This window comes from Amycolatopsis tolypomycina (assembly GCF_900105945.1).
Classification (GTDB): domain Bacteria; phylum Actinomycetota; class Actinomycetes; order Mycobacteriales; family Pseudonocardiaceae; genus Amycolatopsis; species Amycolatopsis tolypomycina.
On the sequence record NZ_FNSO01000004.1, the window covers coordinates 3,716,930 to 3,734,801 of the forward strand.

Here is a 17,872-nt window from a genome sequence, read left to right on the forward strand (position 1 = left end):
CCTCCTGAGTCAGCCCTTCACGGATCCGGTCAGCCCGCCGACGATGCGCCGTTCGGCGAGCACGAAGAACGCGAGCGCCGGGATCGCCGACAGGGCGGTGAACGCGAGCACCCGCGCGGTGTCCTGGGAGAACTGGGACTGGAACATCGCGACGCCGAGCGGGAGCGTGAAGTTCCCGGAGTCGTTGAACACCAGCAGCGGCAGCAGGTAGGCGTTCCAGCTGGTGACGAAGGCCAGCACGGCCACCGTGGTCAGCGCGGGCGCCGACAGCGGCAGCAGGATCCGCCAGAAGAACCCGAGCCGGGTGGTGCCGTCGAGCACGGCCGCGTCCTCGAGCTCGCCCGGGATGGCGTGCATGAACGGCCGCAGGATCACGATGGTCACCGGCAGCGAGAACGCCGCCTCCGGGATCGCCACGCCCCAGAAGCTTTCGAGCAGTCCCAGCTGGCGCAGCCACAGGTACAGCGGCAGCGTCGCCACACCCAGCGGGAACAGCAGGCCGAGCGTGAAGAGCGTGTAGAACGCCTCCCGGCCCTTGAAGTGGTACCGCGAAAGCGCATACCCGGCCATCGAGCCGAACCCGACGGCGAGTGCCGTGGCGATCACCGCGATCAGCGCGCTGTTGCCGAGGAACGTCCAGAACGCACTCGACCCGAGCACCGAGGCGTAGTTGTCGAACACCCACGGCCCCGGCAGCCCGGCCGGGTCGGTGTTGAGCTGCGCGTTGGTGCGGAACCCGCCGAGCGCCACGAACAGCAGCGGCACGACGGTCACGCCGACCACCACGATCGCCGCGAGGTAGCCCATCGACAGGCCGAACTTGCCCGAGCGCATCAGCCCACCATCCTCGTCAGCGCGCCCTGGGTGTCGCGGCGGAGCGCGAACCGCTGGTACAGCAGGGCGAACACGAAGCAGATGACGAACAGGATGACCGCCACCGCGGAGCCGAACCCGAACTCGTAGCGCTTGAAACCGTGGTCGATCAGGTAGGTCGCCATCGTCGTCGACGCGTTCGCCGGGCCGCCCTGCGTCATGATCCAGACGACGTCGAACAGCTGGAGCGAGCCGATCACCGAGAGGAAAATCCAGATCCGGATGGTCGGCCCGAGCAGCGGGAGCACGACGTGCCGGGTGGTCTGCCACGCCGACGCGCCGTCGAGCGCCGCGGCCTCGCGCAGCTCGGCGGGCACGCCCTGCAGGCCGGCGAGCAGCAGGATGATGCCGAACCCGATGTACTTCCAGGTGATCACCGCGAACATCGTGTAGAGCACGATGCCCGGGTCGGCCAGCCAGTTGTGGACCAGCCCGCCGAGCCCGGCGCTTTTGAGCACCTGGTCGGCGAAGCCGCTCGGCTGCAGCATGAGCGCCCAGATGACCGCGGTGATCGCCTCGGAGAGGACGTACGGCGCGAACACCAGGGCGCGCAGCACCGCGCGTCCCCGCAGCTTCCGGTTGAGCAGCAGCGCCAGGCCGATCGACAGCGGCAGCTGCACCACGATGGACAGGCCGGCGATGATCAGGTTGTGGACGATGGCGCCCTGGAACACCGTGCCCGCGAAGGCATCGGAGTAGTTCTTGAACCCGACGAAGTCGTCGAGCGGGCCGAAGCCGTTCCAGTTGAAGAAGCTGTAGTACGCCGCGATCCCGATCGGCACCAGGACGAACCCGATGAACAGCAGCAGGGACGGCCCGAGCAACAGCATCAGCTCGAGCCGCTTGCGCAGGCCGGGCCGGTGCTTGCGGGCGGTGACCGCCGGAGCGGACGGCCGCGCCGCCGTCCGCTCCGGGGTCGTCGCCGTGGTCACTTGTTGCCCGCCGCGGCCTGGTTGACGGCGGTGACGATCCCTTCGGGGGTGCCCTGGCCGGCGAACATGTTGGCCACCGCGTCGTTCAGCGCGGCACCGACCGCCGTCGGGAACGCCCGGTCGAAGTACATCTGCAGGTACGGCGCCTTCGTGCCGTAGTCGTAGACCTGCCGGAGCACGTCGGTCTTCAGCGCCTTCGCGGCCACGGCGTTCACGGGCAGGCCGGTCCCCTTCGCGGACAGCTCGGTCTGCACCGGCTCGCTGACCAGGTACTGCAGGAAGGCCGTGCAGGCCTTGGACGCGCGAGTGGTGCAGGCGTAGCCGTCACCGCCGCCGAGCACGGCGGCCGGGTCGCCCTGGCCACCCGCCACGGTCGGGAACGGGAACCAGCCGATCTTCGACTCGAGGTCCTTGTCCTCGGTCAGCGACGACATCGTGCCGGGTTCCCAGTCGCCCTGCAGTTCCATCGCGGCCTTGCCGTTGGCGACGAGGCCGGCGGAGCTGCCCGCGCCCTGCTGGGCGGGCGTGCCGGCGAACCCGGTCTGGAACGGTTCGGTGGCCAGGAAGTTCTTCAGGTCCTGCCCGGCCCTCGTCCAGCACGGGTCTTCGAGCTTGACCGCCTTCACCGACTGCTGGAGCACCGCGGTCGAGCACTCGCGGATGGCGAAGTAGTTGTAGTAGAAGGCATCGGGCCAGCGGTCCTTGCCGCCGACCGAGATCGGCGCGATGCCCTTGGCCTTCAGCGCCGCGACGGCGGCGTTCAGCTCGTCCATGGTCTTCGGCGGGGTGGTGATCCCCGCCTGCTGGAACAGGTCCTTGCGGTACCAGAAGCCGACGAAGTGCTGCGTGAACGGCACGCCGTACTGCTTGCCGTCGACCTGCCACTTCTCGCCGAACTTGCCGGTGGCCTGTTCGATCCAGTCCTTGGTGTCCCCGGTGATGTCGGCGACCTTGCCCGAGGTGATCTGCGAGGCCAGGTCGCCCGCACCCCAGGACTGGTAGATGTCCGGCGGCTCGGCCGACTGCAGGGCGAGCGGGACCTTGGTGCTGAAGTCCTCGTTCTGCAGCGGCTGGGCCTTGATCGTGACGTCGGGGTGCGCCTTCTGGTAGTCGGCGACGACCTTCTCCCAGACCGTCTTGATCGGATCGGTGGTGCCGTTGTGCCACCAGGTCAAGGTGACCGGGCCGCTCGGCTGCGCGGGGGCTTCGCTGCCCCCGCTGCACGCAGCGAGCGCGAGCGGGACTGCGGCCGCGAGAGCGGCGAGGGCGGTGATCCGGCGGTTCACAAACATTGTGGGTCCACTCCTGACGACTTCGGCCGAGTTGGACGGGGCGGCACTACTGCGCCCGGGTTGGCGAAGAGTCTGCTCCCGGACAAATGCCGTGTCAATCGTTGTCGATAACGTTTTCTATGGCTAGTCTGAGCCGATGCAGCCCAGTTCCAGGGTGACCATCCGTGACGTCGCCGCTCGGGCCGGCGTCTCGGTGGCCACGGTTTCGAAGGTGATCAACGAGCGCTACGGCGTCTCCGCCGCAACGCTCGCGCGGGTCCGCGCCGTGATCGAAGAGCTCGGTTACGAGGCGAGCCTCGTGGCGCAGAGCCTGAGAAACCACCGGACGAACGTCATCGGCATCCTGGTCGCCGACCTCGAACCGTTCTCGACCGAGCTGCTCAAGGGCGCCGCGGATGCCATCCGCGGCAGCGGTTTCGAACTCGTCGTCTACTCCGCGGGCGGGCGCACCGGCGACCCGGCGGGCTGGGAAAAGCGTTACCTGTCCCGGTTGAGCGGCACCCTCGTCGACGGCGCCGTGCTGGTCACCCCCGCCGTCTCCCTGGAAGCCGTGCCGGGCACGCCGGTCGTCGCCGTCGACCCGCACACCGGGCCGTCGCACCTGCCCACGATCGACTCCGACAACCTGCGCGGCGCGCAGCTGGCCACCGAACACCTCCTCGACCTGGGGCACCGGCGGATCGCGTTCCTGACCGGCCGGCCCGACCTGCAGTCGGCCGAACTGCGGAAAACGGGGTACCTGCGGGCGTTGACCGCCGCGGGCATCACCCCGGACGACGCCCTGATCCGCAACGGCGCCTACGACCCGGAGGTCTCCGCGGCCTCGGCCCACGCCCTGCTGACCGGGCCGGACCGGCCGACGGCGGTGTTCGCCGCCAACGACATCTCGGCCATCGCGACCGTGGCCGCGGCCCGCGAGCTCGGGCTGCGCGTGCCCGACGACCTTTCCGTGGTGGGCTTCGACAACGTGCCCGAGTCGGCGCTCTGCAGCCCGCCACTGACCACAGTGGACCAGCCGATCCGCGAGATGGGGCACCGGGCGATCCGGATGCTCATCGCGCTGATCAACGGCGACGACGTCGAGCGGACGCACGTCACGCTCGACACCGGCCTGGTGGTGCGGCACTCCACCCGCGCCCTCCCCTGAACCGTTTCCTCCTCCTCACTCCTCCCCCCAGACGAAGGGCGGACCAGCCTTGACCACGCAGCCCACCACGGCCGGAGAGCCGTGGCGCGACCCGGCGGCCGACCCGGGCGAACGCGTCCGGGCCCTGATGTCCCGGATGACCCTGCGCGAGAAGCTCGCCCAGCTCTACGGGGTCTGGGTCGGCATCGACTCCGGCGGCGAAATGGCGCCGCACCAGCACGACTTCGTCGACGCGGCGGTCGACTTCGACGACCTGGTCCGGCACGGCATCGGGCAGCTGACCCGCGCCTTCGGCACCCGGCCGGTCGACCCGGTGATCGGCGCGCACAGCCTCGCGCGCACGCAGCGGCAGATCGTCACCAGCAGCCGGTTCGGCATCCCCGCCGTGGTGCACGAAGAATGCCTGACGGGGCTGGCCGCGTGGCAGGCGACGGTGTACCCGGCGCCGCTGTCGTGGGGCGCCACCTTCGACCCGGACCTGATCCGCCGGATGGCCGCGAAGATCGGGCGGACCATGCGCGAACTCGGGGTGCACCAGGGCCTCGCGCCCGTCCTCGACGTGGCCCGCGACCTGCGCTGGGGGCGGGTCGAGGAAACCATCGGCGAAGACCCCTACCTGGTCGGGACGATCGGCAGCGCCTACGTCGCCGGCCTCGAGTCCTCGGGCGTGATCGCCACCCTGAAGCACTTCGTCGGGTACTCGGCTTCGCGCGCCGGGCGCAACCTGGCCCCGGTTTCAGCCGGGCCGCGCGAAATCGCCGACGTCCTGCTCCCGCCGTTCGAGCTGGCGCTGCGGGCCGGCGCGCGGTCGGTGATGAACACCTACACCGACGTCGACGGCGTGCCCGGCGCGGCGGACCCGACGCTGCTGACCGACCTGCTGCGCGGCACCTACGGCTTCGACGGCACGGTGGTCGCCGACTACTTCTCCGTGGCCTTCCTGCACCGCCTGCACGGGGTCGCGGCCGACCGCGCCGACGCCGCCCGGCAGGCGATCACTGCCGGCATCGACGTCGAGCTGCCGACCATGGACTGCTACGGCGAGCCGCTGCTCGCCGCGGTGGAAGAGGGCGCGGTCGATGTCGCCGCCGTCGACCGCGCCCTCGAACGCGTGCTGCGCCAGAAGTGCGAGCTGGGCCTGCTCGACGCCGGCTGGGCGCCGGAGTTCCCCGAGGAGATCGACCTCGACGACGCCGAGTCGCGGGCGCTGGCCCGTGAGGTGGCCGAGCGTTCGATCGTGCTGCTGCACAACGACGGCACGCTCCCCCTCTCCCCCGGAACCCGCGTCGCCGTCGTCGGGCCGCGCGCGGACACCCCGGGCGCGATGCTCGGCTGCTATTCGTTCCCGCTGCACGTTGGCGTCCACCACCCCGACGTCCCGTTCGGCGTCTCGGTGCCGACCGTGCTCGAAGCGCTGCGCGGCTCCTACGACGTCGAATACGCCCTGGGTTGCCCGGTCACCGGCGGGGACGACGAAGGGATCGCGCAAGCCGTGGCGGCCTGCGCGGACGCGTCGGTCTGCGTGGCCGTGCTGGGCGACCGGGCCGGGCTGTTCGGCGGCGGCACGTCCGGCGAAGGCTGCGACGCGGCCGACCTGCGGCTGCCGGGCCGCCAGGAGGAACTCCTGGACGCCCTGCTCGACACGGGCAAGCCGGTGGTCCTCGTGCTGCTCTCGGGCCGGCCGTACGAGCTGTCCCGCCAGCTGCCCCGGCTGGCTGCCGTGGTCTGCGGGTTCTACCCCGGCGAAGAAGGCGCCGGCGCGCTGGCGGACGTCATCGCGGGCCGGCTCAACCCGGCCGGGCGGCTGCCGGTGAGCTTCCCGGCGGCCGGGGCGAGCCAGCCGTCGACGTACCTGGCCGCGCCGCTCGGCCGGCGCAGCGAGGTGTCCACAGTGGATCCTTCGCCGCTGTTCCCGTTCGGGCACGGGCTGTCCTACGCGCCGGTGACCTGGCTGGACGTCAGCGCGACCGGCTCGCTCTGGCCCACCGACGGCGTCTGCCGGGTGCGGGTGACGCTGCGCAACGACCACCAGCGCGAGGCGTCCGAGGTCGTCCAGGTCTACCTGCACGACCCGGTGGCCGAGGTGGCGCGGCCGGAACGCCAGCTCATCGCGGCGCGCCGGGTTTCGCTGCCCGCGGGCGAGACCTGCGTGCTGGAGATCGCCCTGCACGCGGACCTGACCTCCTACACCGGCCGCGCCGGACACCGCCGGGTCGACCCCGGCGACGTCGAGCTGCGCGTGGGGACCTCGAGTGAGCAGATCGTCACGACCCTGCACTGCACGCTGACCGGGCCGGGCCGCGTCGTCGGTTTCGACCGGGTCCTGACCCCGGAGTTCTCCTTATGAGACGTCCTCTGGTGATCGTCGTCCTGGCCGTGCTGACCTTTCTCTTCGTGGGCGCGTCCGCCCGTCCCGCGCCGTCGCACTGGGTGGCGACGTGGACGTCGATGCCCCAGCTGACCGAGCCGGGCAACATGCCGCCGGCGCCCTTCACCGGCGCCGACCGGGTGCTCGACAACGCAACGCTGCGCGAGACGGCGCAGGTGACCGTCGGCGGCCAGCGGATCCGGCTGCGGTTCTCCAACGCCTTCGGCGGCGCGCCGCTGCCGCTCACCGCGGTGTCGGTGGCCCGCCCGGTCTCCGGCGCGGCCGGCGTCTCCGGCGTCGTGCCGGGCAGCGTCGTCCCGGTGACCTTCCACGGCAAGCCGTCGACGACGGTGCCCCAGGGCGCGCAGGTGGTGTCGGACCCGCTGCCGTTCCCGGTGCGGTCCCTGGAGAACATCTCGGTGACGGCGTACCTGGCGAACGGCCAGGCCTCGACGTCGATCACCTCGCACCCGGGCTCGCGCACGACGTCGTACCTGCTGGCCGGCAACCACGTGTCCGACCTCGAGCTGCCGGGCGCGACCCCGGTCGACCACTGGTACTTCCTCAGCGGCATCGAGGTGCTGTCCCCGGCGAACGCGGTGGCGGTGATCGGCGACTCCATCTCCGACGGCCGCGGTTCGACGACCAACGGCAACGACCGCTGGCCGAACGTGCTGGCGTCGCGCCTGCACGGCGTGTCCGTGGTGAACCAGGCGGCGGGCGGCAACCGGGTGCTGCAGGACGGCCTCGGCCCGAACGTGCTGGCCCGCCTCGACCGCGATCTGCTGGCCACGAGCGGGGTTTCGTGGGCGATCGTGTTCGAGGGCGTCAACGACATCGGCACGGCGGCCCCGGCCGACGCGGCGGGCGTGGCCGACCAGCTGATCGACGCGTACGACCAGATCCTGGTGCGCGCCCACGCGCAGGACATCCGCGTGTACGGTGCGACGATCACGCCGTTCGGCGGGAACACCGGATACGACAACCCGTTGCGGGAAGAGGCGCGGCAGAAGGTCAACGCGTGGATCCGCCAGCCGGGCCACTTCGACGCCCTGCTGGACTTCGACAAGGTGGTCCGCGACCCGGCGGCGCCGTCGAAGCTGCTGCCCGCCTACGACGTGGGCGACCACCTCCACCTCAACCCGGCGGGATATCAGGCGATCGGCTCGAGCGTTCCGCCGTGGCTTTTCCGGAACGACGGATAGGAATCGTCAAGCGACGAAAAGAAGACAATTACCGGACGCGATCACCGACCGCCGCATGCGGCCTGACGGACGGTGATCAGCCGGATATCTGTTGGGACACAAGCGAGTCTCGAAGGCGGGGGCCCGTGACGCGGATCACGGGCCGTCCCCTAGCATGTCGCCGTCTGCTGTCCCCACAGGTAGTCGTCGCGCCCGGAAAGGGAAACCATGTCCGACGTCATGAACAGCATCTTCGGCCGCCCCAAGAACGAAAACCCCGACGCGGGCGGGTACGCCTACGGCTCGGTCGAACCCGAGCCCGCGGTCGCCGAGGAATCCGCACCGGAGGCGGAGACCACGACGGAAACCGCCGAGGACGAGACCGCGGACGCCGTGGAAGACACGGCTGACTCGGAAGCCGCCGAACACTCCGAAGAGGATGTCGCCGAGACCGAAGAGGACGACACGGACTCGAACGCGGCCGAGGACGAGGACGAGGGAGAAGCGGCCGAGGAGGCCGTCGCCGAGACCGAAGAGCCCGCGGAAGCAGTCGCCGAAGCCGAACCGGCCGCGGTCGCCGAACCCGCCGCCGAGGCCGAGCCGGTCGCGGTCGCCGAGGCCGAGCCGGCCGCCGCCCGCCCCGCGGCGGGTTCCCGCGGCAGCACCACGATCGCCGACGGCGTGGTCGGCAAGATCGTCCTGCGGATCGCCGGCCGGACCGAGGGCGTGCACAGCGTCGCCGAGGACGGCGTCAAGGTCGAGCTCGCCGACGACGTCGCCTGGGTGACCATCCCGGTCGTGATCGAGTTCGGCCACGCGGTCAAGGCGCTGGGCGAGCAGCTGCGCGTCGCGGTGATCGACGCCGTCGAGCAGTACCTGGGTCTCGACGTCGAGGTCGTGGACGTGCACGTCACCGACATCCACTTCCCCGAAGCGGACTGACCGCCCGGGTGCCCGGTCCGCGGGACCGGGCACCCCGCGGATCAGCTTTCGCCCGCCGGGGTGAAGCTGCTCCCCCGGCGCCACCCGTGGCCCTCCCGGCGGCCGCTGCGTTCCGAGATCGTCCGGCACCCCTTCGAGTGGATCACCGCGGCCGATCTCCACCACGACCGGGCCGACGTCACCCGATGTTGCTCTTCCCACCGCGGGTAATGGTTTACCCGGCCGGGCCGCCGTCATCGGTCCGGTACTCCCGTGCCCTGTTACCTTTCCGCCGCCCTGGTCCGGACCGCACACTCCGGCCGGGGCCTTCTCGCGGGCGGCTTCCCGTTGCCGTCCGGCACTTCCGGAGAAAAGGCGACACTTGACACCCCTGAACCACCCCGGCGCGCCCGCGCCGGAAACCCCGGACTGGCACGTCACCGCGTTCCGCGGTCCGGGCCCCGGCGAGGACGGCGGCCCCCTGCTCGACGCCGTCCGGGCCCTGCGCGCCCGCATCCTGTTCGACCACGGCCGCCGTCCGGCGTTCCGCCGCGCGGACGGCACCCATGCCGACGACCAGGACCTCGACTTCGGGGCCTGGCACTTCATCGCGCGGCGCAGCCCCGGCGGGCCGCCGCTGGGGTACATCCGGCTGTCCACACCGGACACGGGCGCGCTGTTCCAGTCCCGCGACTTCCTCGGCGACGAGCACTACGAGGAACTCCTGGCCGCCGAAGGCTTCGGCGCCGCGGACGTGTTCGAGCACAGCAGGCTCGTCGTCGAGCACCGGGCCCGGAAGCTCGGGCTCGGCCTGCACCTGAACGCGCTGGCGATCGGCGCGGCCCACCACCTCGGCGCGCGGGCGATGATCGGCACGTCCGGCACGAAGGACGGCCAGGACCGCTTCCACGAGCGCTTCGGCTTCCGGCCGGTGCGCGGCACCCGCCGGTACGTCCCGCAGTACACCGAAGACGTCGTCATCATGCTGCACCGCGTCGCCGACGGCGGCGGGCGGCACCACGACCTCATCACGCGGCTGCGGGACGAATTCCCCGTCATCGCGGCCGCCGGCAGCGCGCCGCTGCTGCCCGTTCCGCCGGTGCGCCGGGCCGCGCCGGTCACCCTGACCGGCGCCGCGGCCCCGGACCGGGAAACCTGGCGGCCGGTGCTGCACAGCGCGTCCGACGTCGGCGCGCTGCTCGCCTCCGGGAACGTCCGCGAGGTGCACGACACGATCGACGACCAGCTCACCGAACTGGTCCGCAGCCGCGAGCCGGCGTGCCGGGACGCGCACGAAATCGAGCGCAGGAAGCGGGAGCAGCTGGCCGGCGCCGAGCCGTGGGAGTACGGCACGTGGGCGTGGTACCCGTGGTCGGGACGGCTGGTGCACGTCCTGCCGCGCGAGGAGTTCCGGCTCGTCCGCACCGACCGCAACCGCGGCCGCATCGAGCGGCCCGACCAGCGGCGGCTGTTCGGCAAGCGGATCGGCGTGATCGGCCTTTCGGTCGGCAACAGCGCGGCGCTGACGTTCGCACTCGAAGGCATCGGCGGCGCGTTCAAGCTGGCCGACTTCGACGGTTTCGGGCTGTCCAACCTCAACCGGCTGCGCGGCGGGCTGCACGACCTCGGCGTCAACAAGGCGGTGCTGTCGGCGCGGCAGATGTACGAGATCGATCCGTACCTCGACATCGAAATCGAGCGGGCCGGGCTGACGCCGGAGACCATCGAGCGGTTCTTCGCGGGTGGTCTCGACCTGCTCGTCGAGGAGTGCGACACGCCGTGGGTGAAGATCGCGGCCCGCGAGTACGCCCGCGACCTCGGCATCCCGGTGGTGATGGACTGCAACGACCGCGGCATGCTCGACGTCGAGCGCTTCGACCGCGAACCCGACCGGCCGCTGCTGCACGGGCTGCTCGGCGACGTGAAGTCGATCGACCTCCTGGAGCTGAACTCCCAGGCCCGGACCGAGCTGATCCTCGCCATGGTGGACGCGGGCCGGATCAGCCCGGAGCTGGCGGCGTCGTTCGGCGAGCTGGGCCGCACGCTGAGCAGCTGGCCGCAGCTGGCGTCCGGCGTGGCCCTCGGCGGCGCGTTGTGCGGGGAAGCGGCCCGCCGCATCCTGCTCGGCAGGCCGTGCGAGTCCGGCCGTTTCTACACCGACCTCGAGCAGCAGCTGCACCCGTCGCGCAACGTCTACGCCGGCGGCGCGGAGTGAGCGCGCTTTCCGTACCCGTGGCGATCACGGGCACCGGCGTGCACCTGCCGCCGGAGGTCGTCACCAACGCCGAACTGGCGTCGACGCTGGACACGTCGGACGAGTGGATCGTCAGCCGCACCGGCATCCGGACGCGCCGCCGCCTGGCGCCCGAGCGCGCGACCTCGGACATGTGCGCGGCGGCCGCCCGCCCCGCACTGGCCGCGGCGGGGGTGACCCCCCGCGACGTCGACGCGATCATCGTCGGCACGTACACCGCCGACCAGCCGTTGCCGTCGACGGCGCTGATCGTCAAGGAGCTGCTCGGCGCCGACCGCGCCCTGACCCTCGACGTCACGCAGGCCGCGTGCGCCAACGGCGTCCAGGCGCTGTTCCTGGCGGCGCACCTGCTGCAGACACCGGCGGCCCGCACGGTCCTGGTGGTGGCGGCGGACTGCGCGTCCCGCGTGACGGACCCGGCGGACCGCACCACGAGGGTGTTCTTCGGCGACGCGGCGGGAGCGGCGGTCCTCACCCGGGCCGCGCCGGGCGCCGGCCTGCTGGGCTGGGACTTCGGCGCGGAACTGTCGTACGAGGTGGAGATCCCGGCCCCGGGCGCCTACCTCAAGATGAATGGCCGCGCGGTGTGGGACACGGCGACGCGCTGCCTGCCCGACAGCGTCCTGCGCGCGACGGACGACGCGGAGGTGCGGGTGGCGGACGTCGCGCACTTCTTCCTGCACCAGGCGAACCTGAACATCCTCACCGCGGCGCTGGAGAAGCTGGGCGTGCCGGCCGATCGGGCGCCGATCACGGTGGACAGCCTGGGCAACACGGGATCCGCGGGCGTGTTCACGGCACTGCACTCGCGGTTCGGCGCGGGCGCGGTGCGTCCGGGCGACACGTACGTGGTGTCGTCGATCGGCGCGGGTTTCCAGTGGGGCACCTTGTGTTTCCGCCACGGCTGAGCTGAAGGGGTGGCTCCGGCGTCCCGCGCGCCGGAGCTCACCGCACCCGGTAACGCAGGTGGAGGACGTCGCGGTCGTCGAGGCGCCGGACGAGTTCGAGTTCGGCCTTGGTGCCGTCGAACAACCGCCGTCCTTCGCCGAGGAGCACCGGGACGACGTGGAGTTCCAGTTCGTCCAGCAGGCCGGCGGCCAGCAGCGCCTGCGCGGCGCCGGCGCCGTGCACCATGACCCCGCGCTCGCCGGCCGCGGCGCGGGCTTCCTCCGCGGCAGCGGTGACATCGGTGAAGAACCGCGCGCTCCCGGGCGGGGTGTCGGCGGGATCGACGTGGTGGGTGAGCACGTGGATCGGCACGCCGTCGTGGTGGTCGCCACCCCAGCGGCCCGCGAGTTCGAAGGTCCGGCGGCCCGAGATGAGCGCCCCCGTCGCCGTCGCCTCGCGGTACACCTGCGCGCTGGGGCCGTCACCGTGCCGGTCGTCCAGCCAGTCGAACAGCCGGAAGCCGCCGCGGCCCAGCTCCTGGCCGGGGCGGTCGTCCGGGCCCGCGATGAAGCCGTCGAGCGACATGGACATGTACAGGCGGATCATGGCGGGCTCCTCCGGTCGGGGTGGCTTCACCCACGCGTCGAACGAGCCCCGCCCGGATCGACCGGCTCAGTTCTGTTTGGCCCGCGCGATCACCTCTTCCAGGCGCAGCGGGCTGGCCGGGTGGTGCGACAGGCACAGCGGTGTCGCCACCTGGCGGAACCCGAACGCCTCCCCCGCAACGTAGAACTGCGCCCGTTCCAGGCGCGAGATGTCCGCGACCGGGCTGCCCTTCGCGCGCGCCAGTTCGTTGGCCGCGGCGATCTGGGCCGGGCTGTTGAGGCGGCCGAAGAACTGCGTCATCGCGTTGCCGACGACCTGGTTGTGCAGGCCCTTGGGCGCCTGCGTGGCGAACAGCAGGCCGAGCCCGTACTTGCGGGCCTGGGAGGCGAGCACGATGGTGCTGCGGGTGCTCGCGGTGAGGCTGCCCGAGGCGGCGAGCGTCTGGGCTTCGTCCATGACGAACAGGGCACCGAGCGGCCGGTCGCCCGCCGGGTGGCGTTTGATCCAGGCGAACAGTTCCATCTGCAGCTGGTTGACGAAGTTCTGCCGCTGTTCCTCGGCGGGCAGGCCGACGAAGCTGATCACGGAGACCCGCGCCCGCCTCCCGCCGGCCGGGGTGAGCAGGGCGCCGGGATCGACGGGTTCGCCCCCACCGGCGAAGAGCGGATCGTTGACCATGGCGGCCTTGAGAACCTCGGCGAGATCGGCGGCGATGCGCTTGGCGTCGTTGAGGTTGCTGACATCGTCGGGCAGGTCGGACATGAGTTCGACGAGCTCGGGCAGGCTGCGCGACCCGGTCCGCGCATGGTGGACGACGGCCTGCCGCAGCACGGCGAGCCCGATGTTGGCTTTCGCGGTGGTCCCGGTGAGCCGAACCTGAGGCGCAAGCGTGGCCACGGCCACCTCGACGGCGGCGGTGAATTCATCGGTGTCGTCGAGCACCCCGGCAAAGTCGGGCAAGGGCCGGAAGGCAAGCGGCCGCCCGGTGGCCCGCCCAGGCGTCCAGACGACGACATCGGTGTCGGCGAGGTACTGCTTGGCGAGCGCGGCGTCACCGCTGGCCCAGCCGTCCGGCGGGTCGGGCCAGGGGTCACCGAGCCGCGCGAGGTCGTTGTTGGGATCCAGCACGATGGCGGAGACGCCCTGGAGGGCACATTCCTCGACGATCCGCCGGAGCAGGACGGTCTTCCCGGAACCAGACCCGGCAAAGACGGCGGCGTGCTTGCGCAGGGCGGAGAGTTCGATCCGCACGGGCTCACCGGAGCCGACGACGGAGCCGAGGGTGATTTCACCCTCGGCCGGCGGTGGGTGCGTCGCTTCGGTGGGCCGCCGCTCGGCTGCCTGCTCGACACCCGCCCCGGCGGGCTTCTCCGGCAGAACAGCGGACAGCAGATCGGACCGGCTGGCGGGCCGGCGGTCGATCAGCCACTCGTGCAGCTCGCGGCCGCCGTTGGCGAGCATCCGGTCGAGCGCCCAGAAAGTACGCACGTCCCGGTCGGACAGCGGGATCCGCTGCCCGCCCGCCATCCGGAACTCCTTCACCTCGAGCTGGGTCTGCGTCCCCTTCGACCAGTCCGGCTTGCGGATGATGACGAGATGCCGGTTGTCGACGCCCGGTCGCTGTCCGACCGCCGACCGGGCCTTGCGGAACCGGCTCAACGCAGCGCGGGGATGCTGCGCCGCGATCGCCCGGAACGCCCAGTGCTCCTGGAGATCGGCGTCCTCGTCGAGGGTACGGGTGAGCCAGGCGTGCACGTCGCTCCGGCCGTTCTGGTGCTCGCACGACCACTCCAGGTCGTCGTCTCCCACCTCGGCGATCCAGCAGCGCAGGGCGGCCGACAGGAGCCCGGGCATCACCTTGTCCTCGGTCTTCTCGGTGAGCAGCCGCCCAGGTTCGATTTCGGCTTCGAGCCGGGCGAACTGGGTGTCGAGCTCGGCGAACCGGTCGTCCTCCACGGCGGTGCGCACGGGGGCGACCGGCACCTCGACCTGTTCGTCGAAGGAAGTGAGCTCCCGAACCTGCCTGCTGCGCAGGCAGAGGTCGATGTGCGCCCCAATGCGCTTCAGCAGTTCGCGCGGGGTCCACTGCTGCCAGGTTCCTTCGAAGGCCGATGGCGCGACGGGCCAGGTCGGGTGCGCCGGTTCGAAGCCCATCTGCTCGTAGGCCACGCCGAGCCGTTTCTCGACCAGGGCCCGGCCGAGCGCGGCGTCGGTGATCCGGCCGAGTGTCACCGACTCCCGGAAGCGGTCGGGCACGGTACCCGCCGCCTTCGTCTTGATCTGCTCCCAGGTACTGGGCAGGCAGGCCAGCACGGTCAACGTCTTGTGGGTGACCTCGCGCAGGTTCATGAGCCCGTCGGCGATCTGCGCCACGAGGAGGTCTTCCTCGAGGCTGCTCCCGATCTCGTGGGTGCGCTTGGTCGACCGCGCGACCAGGGTGTCGAGCTGGTCCACGGCGATCACGACCGGCCCGGTGAGAGCTAACAGGCGGGTGATCTCCTCGACGAGGACACGGGCCGGCTTCGGCCGCGAATAGATGTTCCACTTCCGGGCGTCGGACGTGAGCTCCGTGTCCCCGTCCAAGTAGTCCTCGCCGACATATTTGGCAGCCCGGTCCCGGCAGGCGATGAGCACGAGGGCCCGCGCAGTGTCCTCGCAGTGGTCGGCGACCATCTCGTCCAAGCGGCGCACCCCGTCGATGAAGGCCTCGACGTCGTCCACAGTCAGCCCGCGGCCCCGGCGAATGGTGGCCGTGACCTCGGCGCTGACCTGGGCTCGCAGGCACACACGCAGGAGGAAGCTCTTCAGCTGTGACTCGTTCGAATCGTCGAGCCTGGACATCCCGCGCCGCAGGGCCTCGGCCGTGTTCTCCCAGAACGCCTCGGCCGCGGTGACGTCGGCGAGGAAGAAGTACCCCCGCGCGCGGTGCACCTGGCGCCGGACGAGCCCGAGGAGGTGCGTCTTGCCAACCCCTTTCGTCCCGCGCAGGACGAGCCCGATCGGGCTCGGTCCATCGCTGGCGACAGCGTCGCGGATGCCCGTGTCGAGAGCGGCGAGCGCGTCGTCGTGCAGCCCGTCGACATGGTAGGGCGAGTCCCGCCAGACGTGGTCCGGCGTGTCCGCCCAGTCGAACCGCAAGGTGGTCAACGCCGTCAGTTCGTCCATCACGACGCCTCGATCGAGATCAGGTGGTTGTCCTCACCGCCGATGCGGATCGCCGCTTCGCGATCGGCCGCGGTGAGGGCCTTGCGGTTCTCCTCCGGCACCAGGTGCGCCTCGCCGGTGCTGCTCAGTTCCAACAGAGCAGCGTTGACTTCCGCCGCGGCGGCGCCGCCGAGCTTCGACCGCAGCTGGCCCAATCCGACCCAGCCCCGGGGTTCCTTCACGAGCTCGCGATACGCGACGCGGATGCGATCGGCGAGCGGTGTGGAGTCGGCCGGGGTGAAGACATCGACCAGCCGGAGGTTCTCGCGGTCCAGGTACTCCCCCAGACCGCCGAGGACGACGTAGAGGGCCGTCGCCAGCGGGCTCTGGCCCCGTTGCGGCGGCGGGCCACCCGCCGCGAGTTCCTTTTCGCACCATGCCCAGCCGCTTTCGCTCAGCAGGTGGACGAAACTCCGCTTCGGCCCGGTCCGGTCGCTGTCCACGTAGCCGAGCTTGTTCAGGCCGGTGCGTTCGGTACCCGTCAGGGTGAAGCCGACCACCTCCGCCAGCTCCTGGTTGGTCACCTCCCGGCCCAGCACCATCAGCGTGAACATCGCCGCGGTCTGTTTCTGTCCCAAGCGGTCGGTCATTCGGAATCCTTCCGGTGCTGCATCGTGGTTTTCGCGCGCGTGTCGAGCAGGCGCAGGAGCCAGTCGATCGACCGGCGGGTTGCCGGGGGCACGGTGTCGCGGGGCGCGCCGTTCGGGGGGCGGGCTCGGGTTGCCACCGCGAGGTCCGTCGCGAGGTCGTTCGTGCGGAGGTCGTCGCCCGCGCCGATGGCCGCGCGCAGCCCTTCGACGAGCTCGTCGACCAGGTCCCACCGCGAAGGGCGCAACCGTGCCCCGCGGGCCTGGTGCAGCACTTCGGCGACGTCGACCGCGTCGACCAGGGGCGACTGGCCCCGCAGCTGGGCGACCAGGTCGCGGGCCACGCCGGCCGGGCCGCGGGCGCCCAGGCGCAGGTACCGGAGGTTGCCCACGTACCCCGGCAGCCCGGCCGCCTCCGTGCCCTGGGTCAGGATCGGGATCACGCGGCGGTCCTGGCCCAGCGTGCGGTGCAGGAACAGCTCCACCTCCGCCGACTGCCAGCGGCTCACCTTGCCGTCGACGATCAGGCACAGGTGCCGTGCGTCGTCCTCGGCCCTGGCCAGCAGGGATCGGTCGCCGGAGAGGGATTTCACCACCCGGACGTCCAGCTTCTTCAGTTCCTCGACCAGGTCGCCGGCCGGGCCGAACGCCGCTCTCGGGATGCTGACGCGCAGTTCGTGCTTGAACTCCTGGCGGCTCGCGCGCACCGCTGCCACGTACGCGTCGCGGTTCTCTGCCAGCAGGTCCGTGCGGTCGAGGCGGCAGGCGATCACCGCCGCGACCGTTTCGAGGGCGAAGCCGATCTGGTCGGCGCTCGGCGTCTGTTCCGACAGCACCGGCAGTTGCTCGCCGAAACTCCAGTACGACACGTACGGCAACGTGAGGTGGCGGGCCATCGTCGCCGGCTCCACCGTCTGGTCGACCCACGTGCGGTACAGCTCGGCCGTCTCGTCGACGACGATCCGGCGCCACGCCTCCGACCGGTCGTACTCCTCCCGGTTGTCGAACCTCGACAGCACCGGCAGGACGGTCAGCCGCGCGCGGTCGAAGGGCAGGAGGTTGCGGGCCGCGTCGGCGCGCCGGGCCGCCTCCAGTGCGCCGAGGATGCTCTGCCGGTTGGCGGTGAACAGCAGGACGAGGTGGTCCGGGAGGTGCGCCGTGCAGATCCCGCCGATGTCGGAGATCCCGGTGCGGCTGTCGATGAGGACGAAGTCGTAGTGCGCGGCCCACTGCTCGCGGCACTGCTCGAGGTATTCGCCGAACCCGTCGTCGTACAGCTCGTCCCAGTCGATCTCCTGCACCTGCCCGACGTAGCCGCCGTCTTCGCGGCCGGAGGCGATGAAGTCCAGCACGCCGACGTCGGTCAGCCGCTGGACGTGGGCTTCCGGAGCGAACCGGCCGTGCCGGAAGTCGTCGACGATGTCGACCACGCCGCCGCTCGGCCGCGCGGGCAGCCGTGGCCGGAAGTAGTCGGCGAGGCCCGGGGCCTCGAGGTCCCAGTCCAGGCAGAGCACGCGGTGACCCCACCGGGCGAGCAGCACGGCGATGTTGGCCAGCGTGAAGCTGCGGCCGACGCCGCCCTTGTAGGAGTAGAAGGTGAACACCGACCCCGGCAT

13 protein-coding genes are annotated in these 17,872 nt (G+C 71.4%); 6 read left to right on the forward strand and 7 right to left on the reverse strand.

Annotated features, from left to right (window positions below; translation table 11 throughout):
• Positions 1-9 precede the first annotated feature (9 nt).
• From BLW76_RS26945 to BLW76_RS26955, 3 genes are read right to left on the reverse strand one after another with little or no spacing between them, the layout of a single operon-like run.
• Positions 10-834: a carbohydrate ABC transporter permease gene (locus BLW76_RS26945; RefSeq protein ID WP_091312259.1), complete on the reverse strand. Its 825-nt coding sequence runs from the start codon at positions 832-834 to the stop codon at positions 10-12.
• Positions 834-1,805, reverse strand: a complete 972-nt coding sequence (locus tag BLW76_RS26950) for a carbohydrate ABC transporter permease (protein ID WP_091312261.1) — start codon at positions 1,803-1,805, stop codon at positions 834-836. The genes BLW76_RS26945 and BLW76_RS26950 overlap by 1 nt, the downstream gene beginning before the upstream one ends.
• Positions 1,802-3,097 carry an extracellular solute-binding protein gene (locus BLW76_RS26955; RefSeq protein ID WP_091312263.1) on the reverse strand — a complete coding sequence of 432 codons (1,296 nt, stop codon included), beginning with the start codon at positions 3,095-3,097 and terminating at the stop codon, positions 1,802-1,804. Before BLW76_RS26955 ends, BLW76_RS26950 begins: the two co-directional genes overlap by 4 nt.
• 136 nt (positions 3,098-3,233) lie before the next feature.
• On the opposite strand from BLW76_RS26955, the gene BLW76_RS26960 reads away from it, so the two are divergent.
• The 6 genes from BLW76_RS26960 (at position 3,234) to BLW76_RS26985 (ending at position 11,879) form a co-directional block, all read left to right on the forward strand.
• Positions 3,234-4,244: a LacI family DNA-binding transcriptional regulator gene (locus BLW76_RS26960; protein ID WP_244170321.1), complete on the forward strand. Its 1,011-nt coding sequence runs from the start codon at positions 3,234-3,236 to the stop codon at positions 4,242-4,244.
• A gap of 49 nt (positions 4,245-4,293) precedes the next feature.
• Positions 4,294-6,591 (forward strand): beta-xylosidase/alpha-l-arabinosidase, encoded by a 2,298-nt coding sequence (locus BLW76_RS26965; RefSeq protein WP_091312267.1) that lies wholly within the window; start codon positions 4,294-4,296, stop codon positions 6,589-6,591.
• Complete coding sequence (locus BLW76_RS26970; RefSeq protein ID WP_244170322.1) at positions 6,588-7,817, forward strand: SGNH/GDSL hydrolase family protein; 1,230 nt, start codon at positions 6,588-6,590, stop codon at positions 7,815-7,817. The genes BLW76_RS26965 and BLW76_RS26970 overlap by 4 nt, the downstream gene beginning before the upstream one ends.
• A gap of 207 nt (positions 7,818-8,024) precedes the next feature.
• Entirely contained in the window at positions 8,025-8,738 is a 714-nt protein-coding gene (locus tag BLW76_RS26975) for an Asp23/Gls24 family envelope stress response protein (protein ID WP_091312272.1), read from the forward strand.
• Positions 8,739-9,099: 361 nt separating this feature from the next.
• Positions 9,100-10,932, forward strand: coding sequence for a ThiF family adenylyltransferase (locus BLW76_RS26980; protein WP_091312275.1), 1,833 nt, complete (start codon positions 9,100-9,102; stop codon positions 10,930-10,932).
• Between the two features lie 17 nt (positions 10,933-10,949).
• On the forward strand, positions 10,950-11,879 hold the full coding sequence (locus BLW76_RS26985) for a 3-oxoacyl-ACP synthase III family protein (RefSeq protein ID WP_244170323.1): 930 nt from the start codon (positions 10,950-10,952) through the stop codon (positions 11,877-11,879).
• 37 nt (positions 11,880-11,916) lie between these two features.
• On the opposite strand, the gene BLW76_RS26990 is transcribed toward BLW76_RS26985, so the two are convergent.
• The 4 genes from BLW76_RS26990 to BLW76_RS27005 form a co-directional block, all read right to left on the reverse strand.
• Complete coding sequence (locus tag BLW76_RS26990) at positions 11,917-12,465, reverse strand: dihydrofolate reductase family protein (protein WP_091312282.1); 549 nt, start codon at positions 12,463-12,465, stop codon at positions 11,917-11,919.
• Between the two features lie 66 nt (positions 12,466-12,531).
• Positions 12,532-15,630 (reverse strand): ATP-binding protein, encoded by a 3,099-nt coding sequence (locus tag BLW76_RS26995; protein ID WP_091312284.1) that lies wholly within the window; start codon positions 15,628-15,630, stop codon positions 12,532-12,534.
• Complete coding sequence (locus BLW76_RS27000; protein ID WP_091312287.1) at positions 15,630-16,259, reverse strand: hypothetical protein; 630 nt, start codon at positions 16,257-16,259, stop codon at positions 15,630-15,632. Before BLW76_RS27000 ends, BLW76_RS26995 begins: the two co-directional genes overlap by 1 nt.
• Positions 16,256-17,872: a CATRA system-associated protein gene (locus BLW76_RS27005; protein ID WP_091312289.1), complete on the reverse strand. Its 1,617-nt coding sequence runs from the start codon at positions 17,870-17,872 to the stop codon at positions 16,256-16,258. Before BLW76_RS27005 ends, BLW76_RS27000 begins: the two co-directional genes overlap by 4 nt.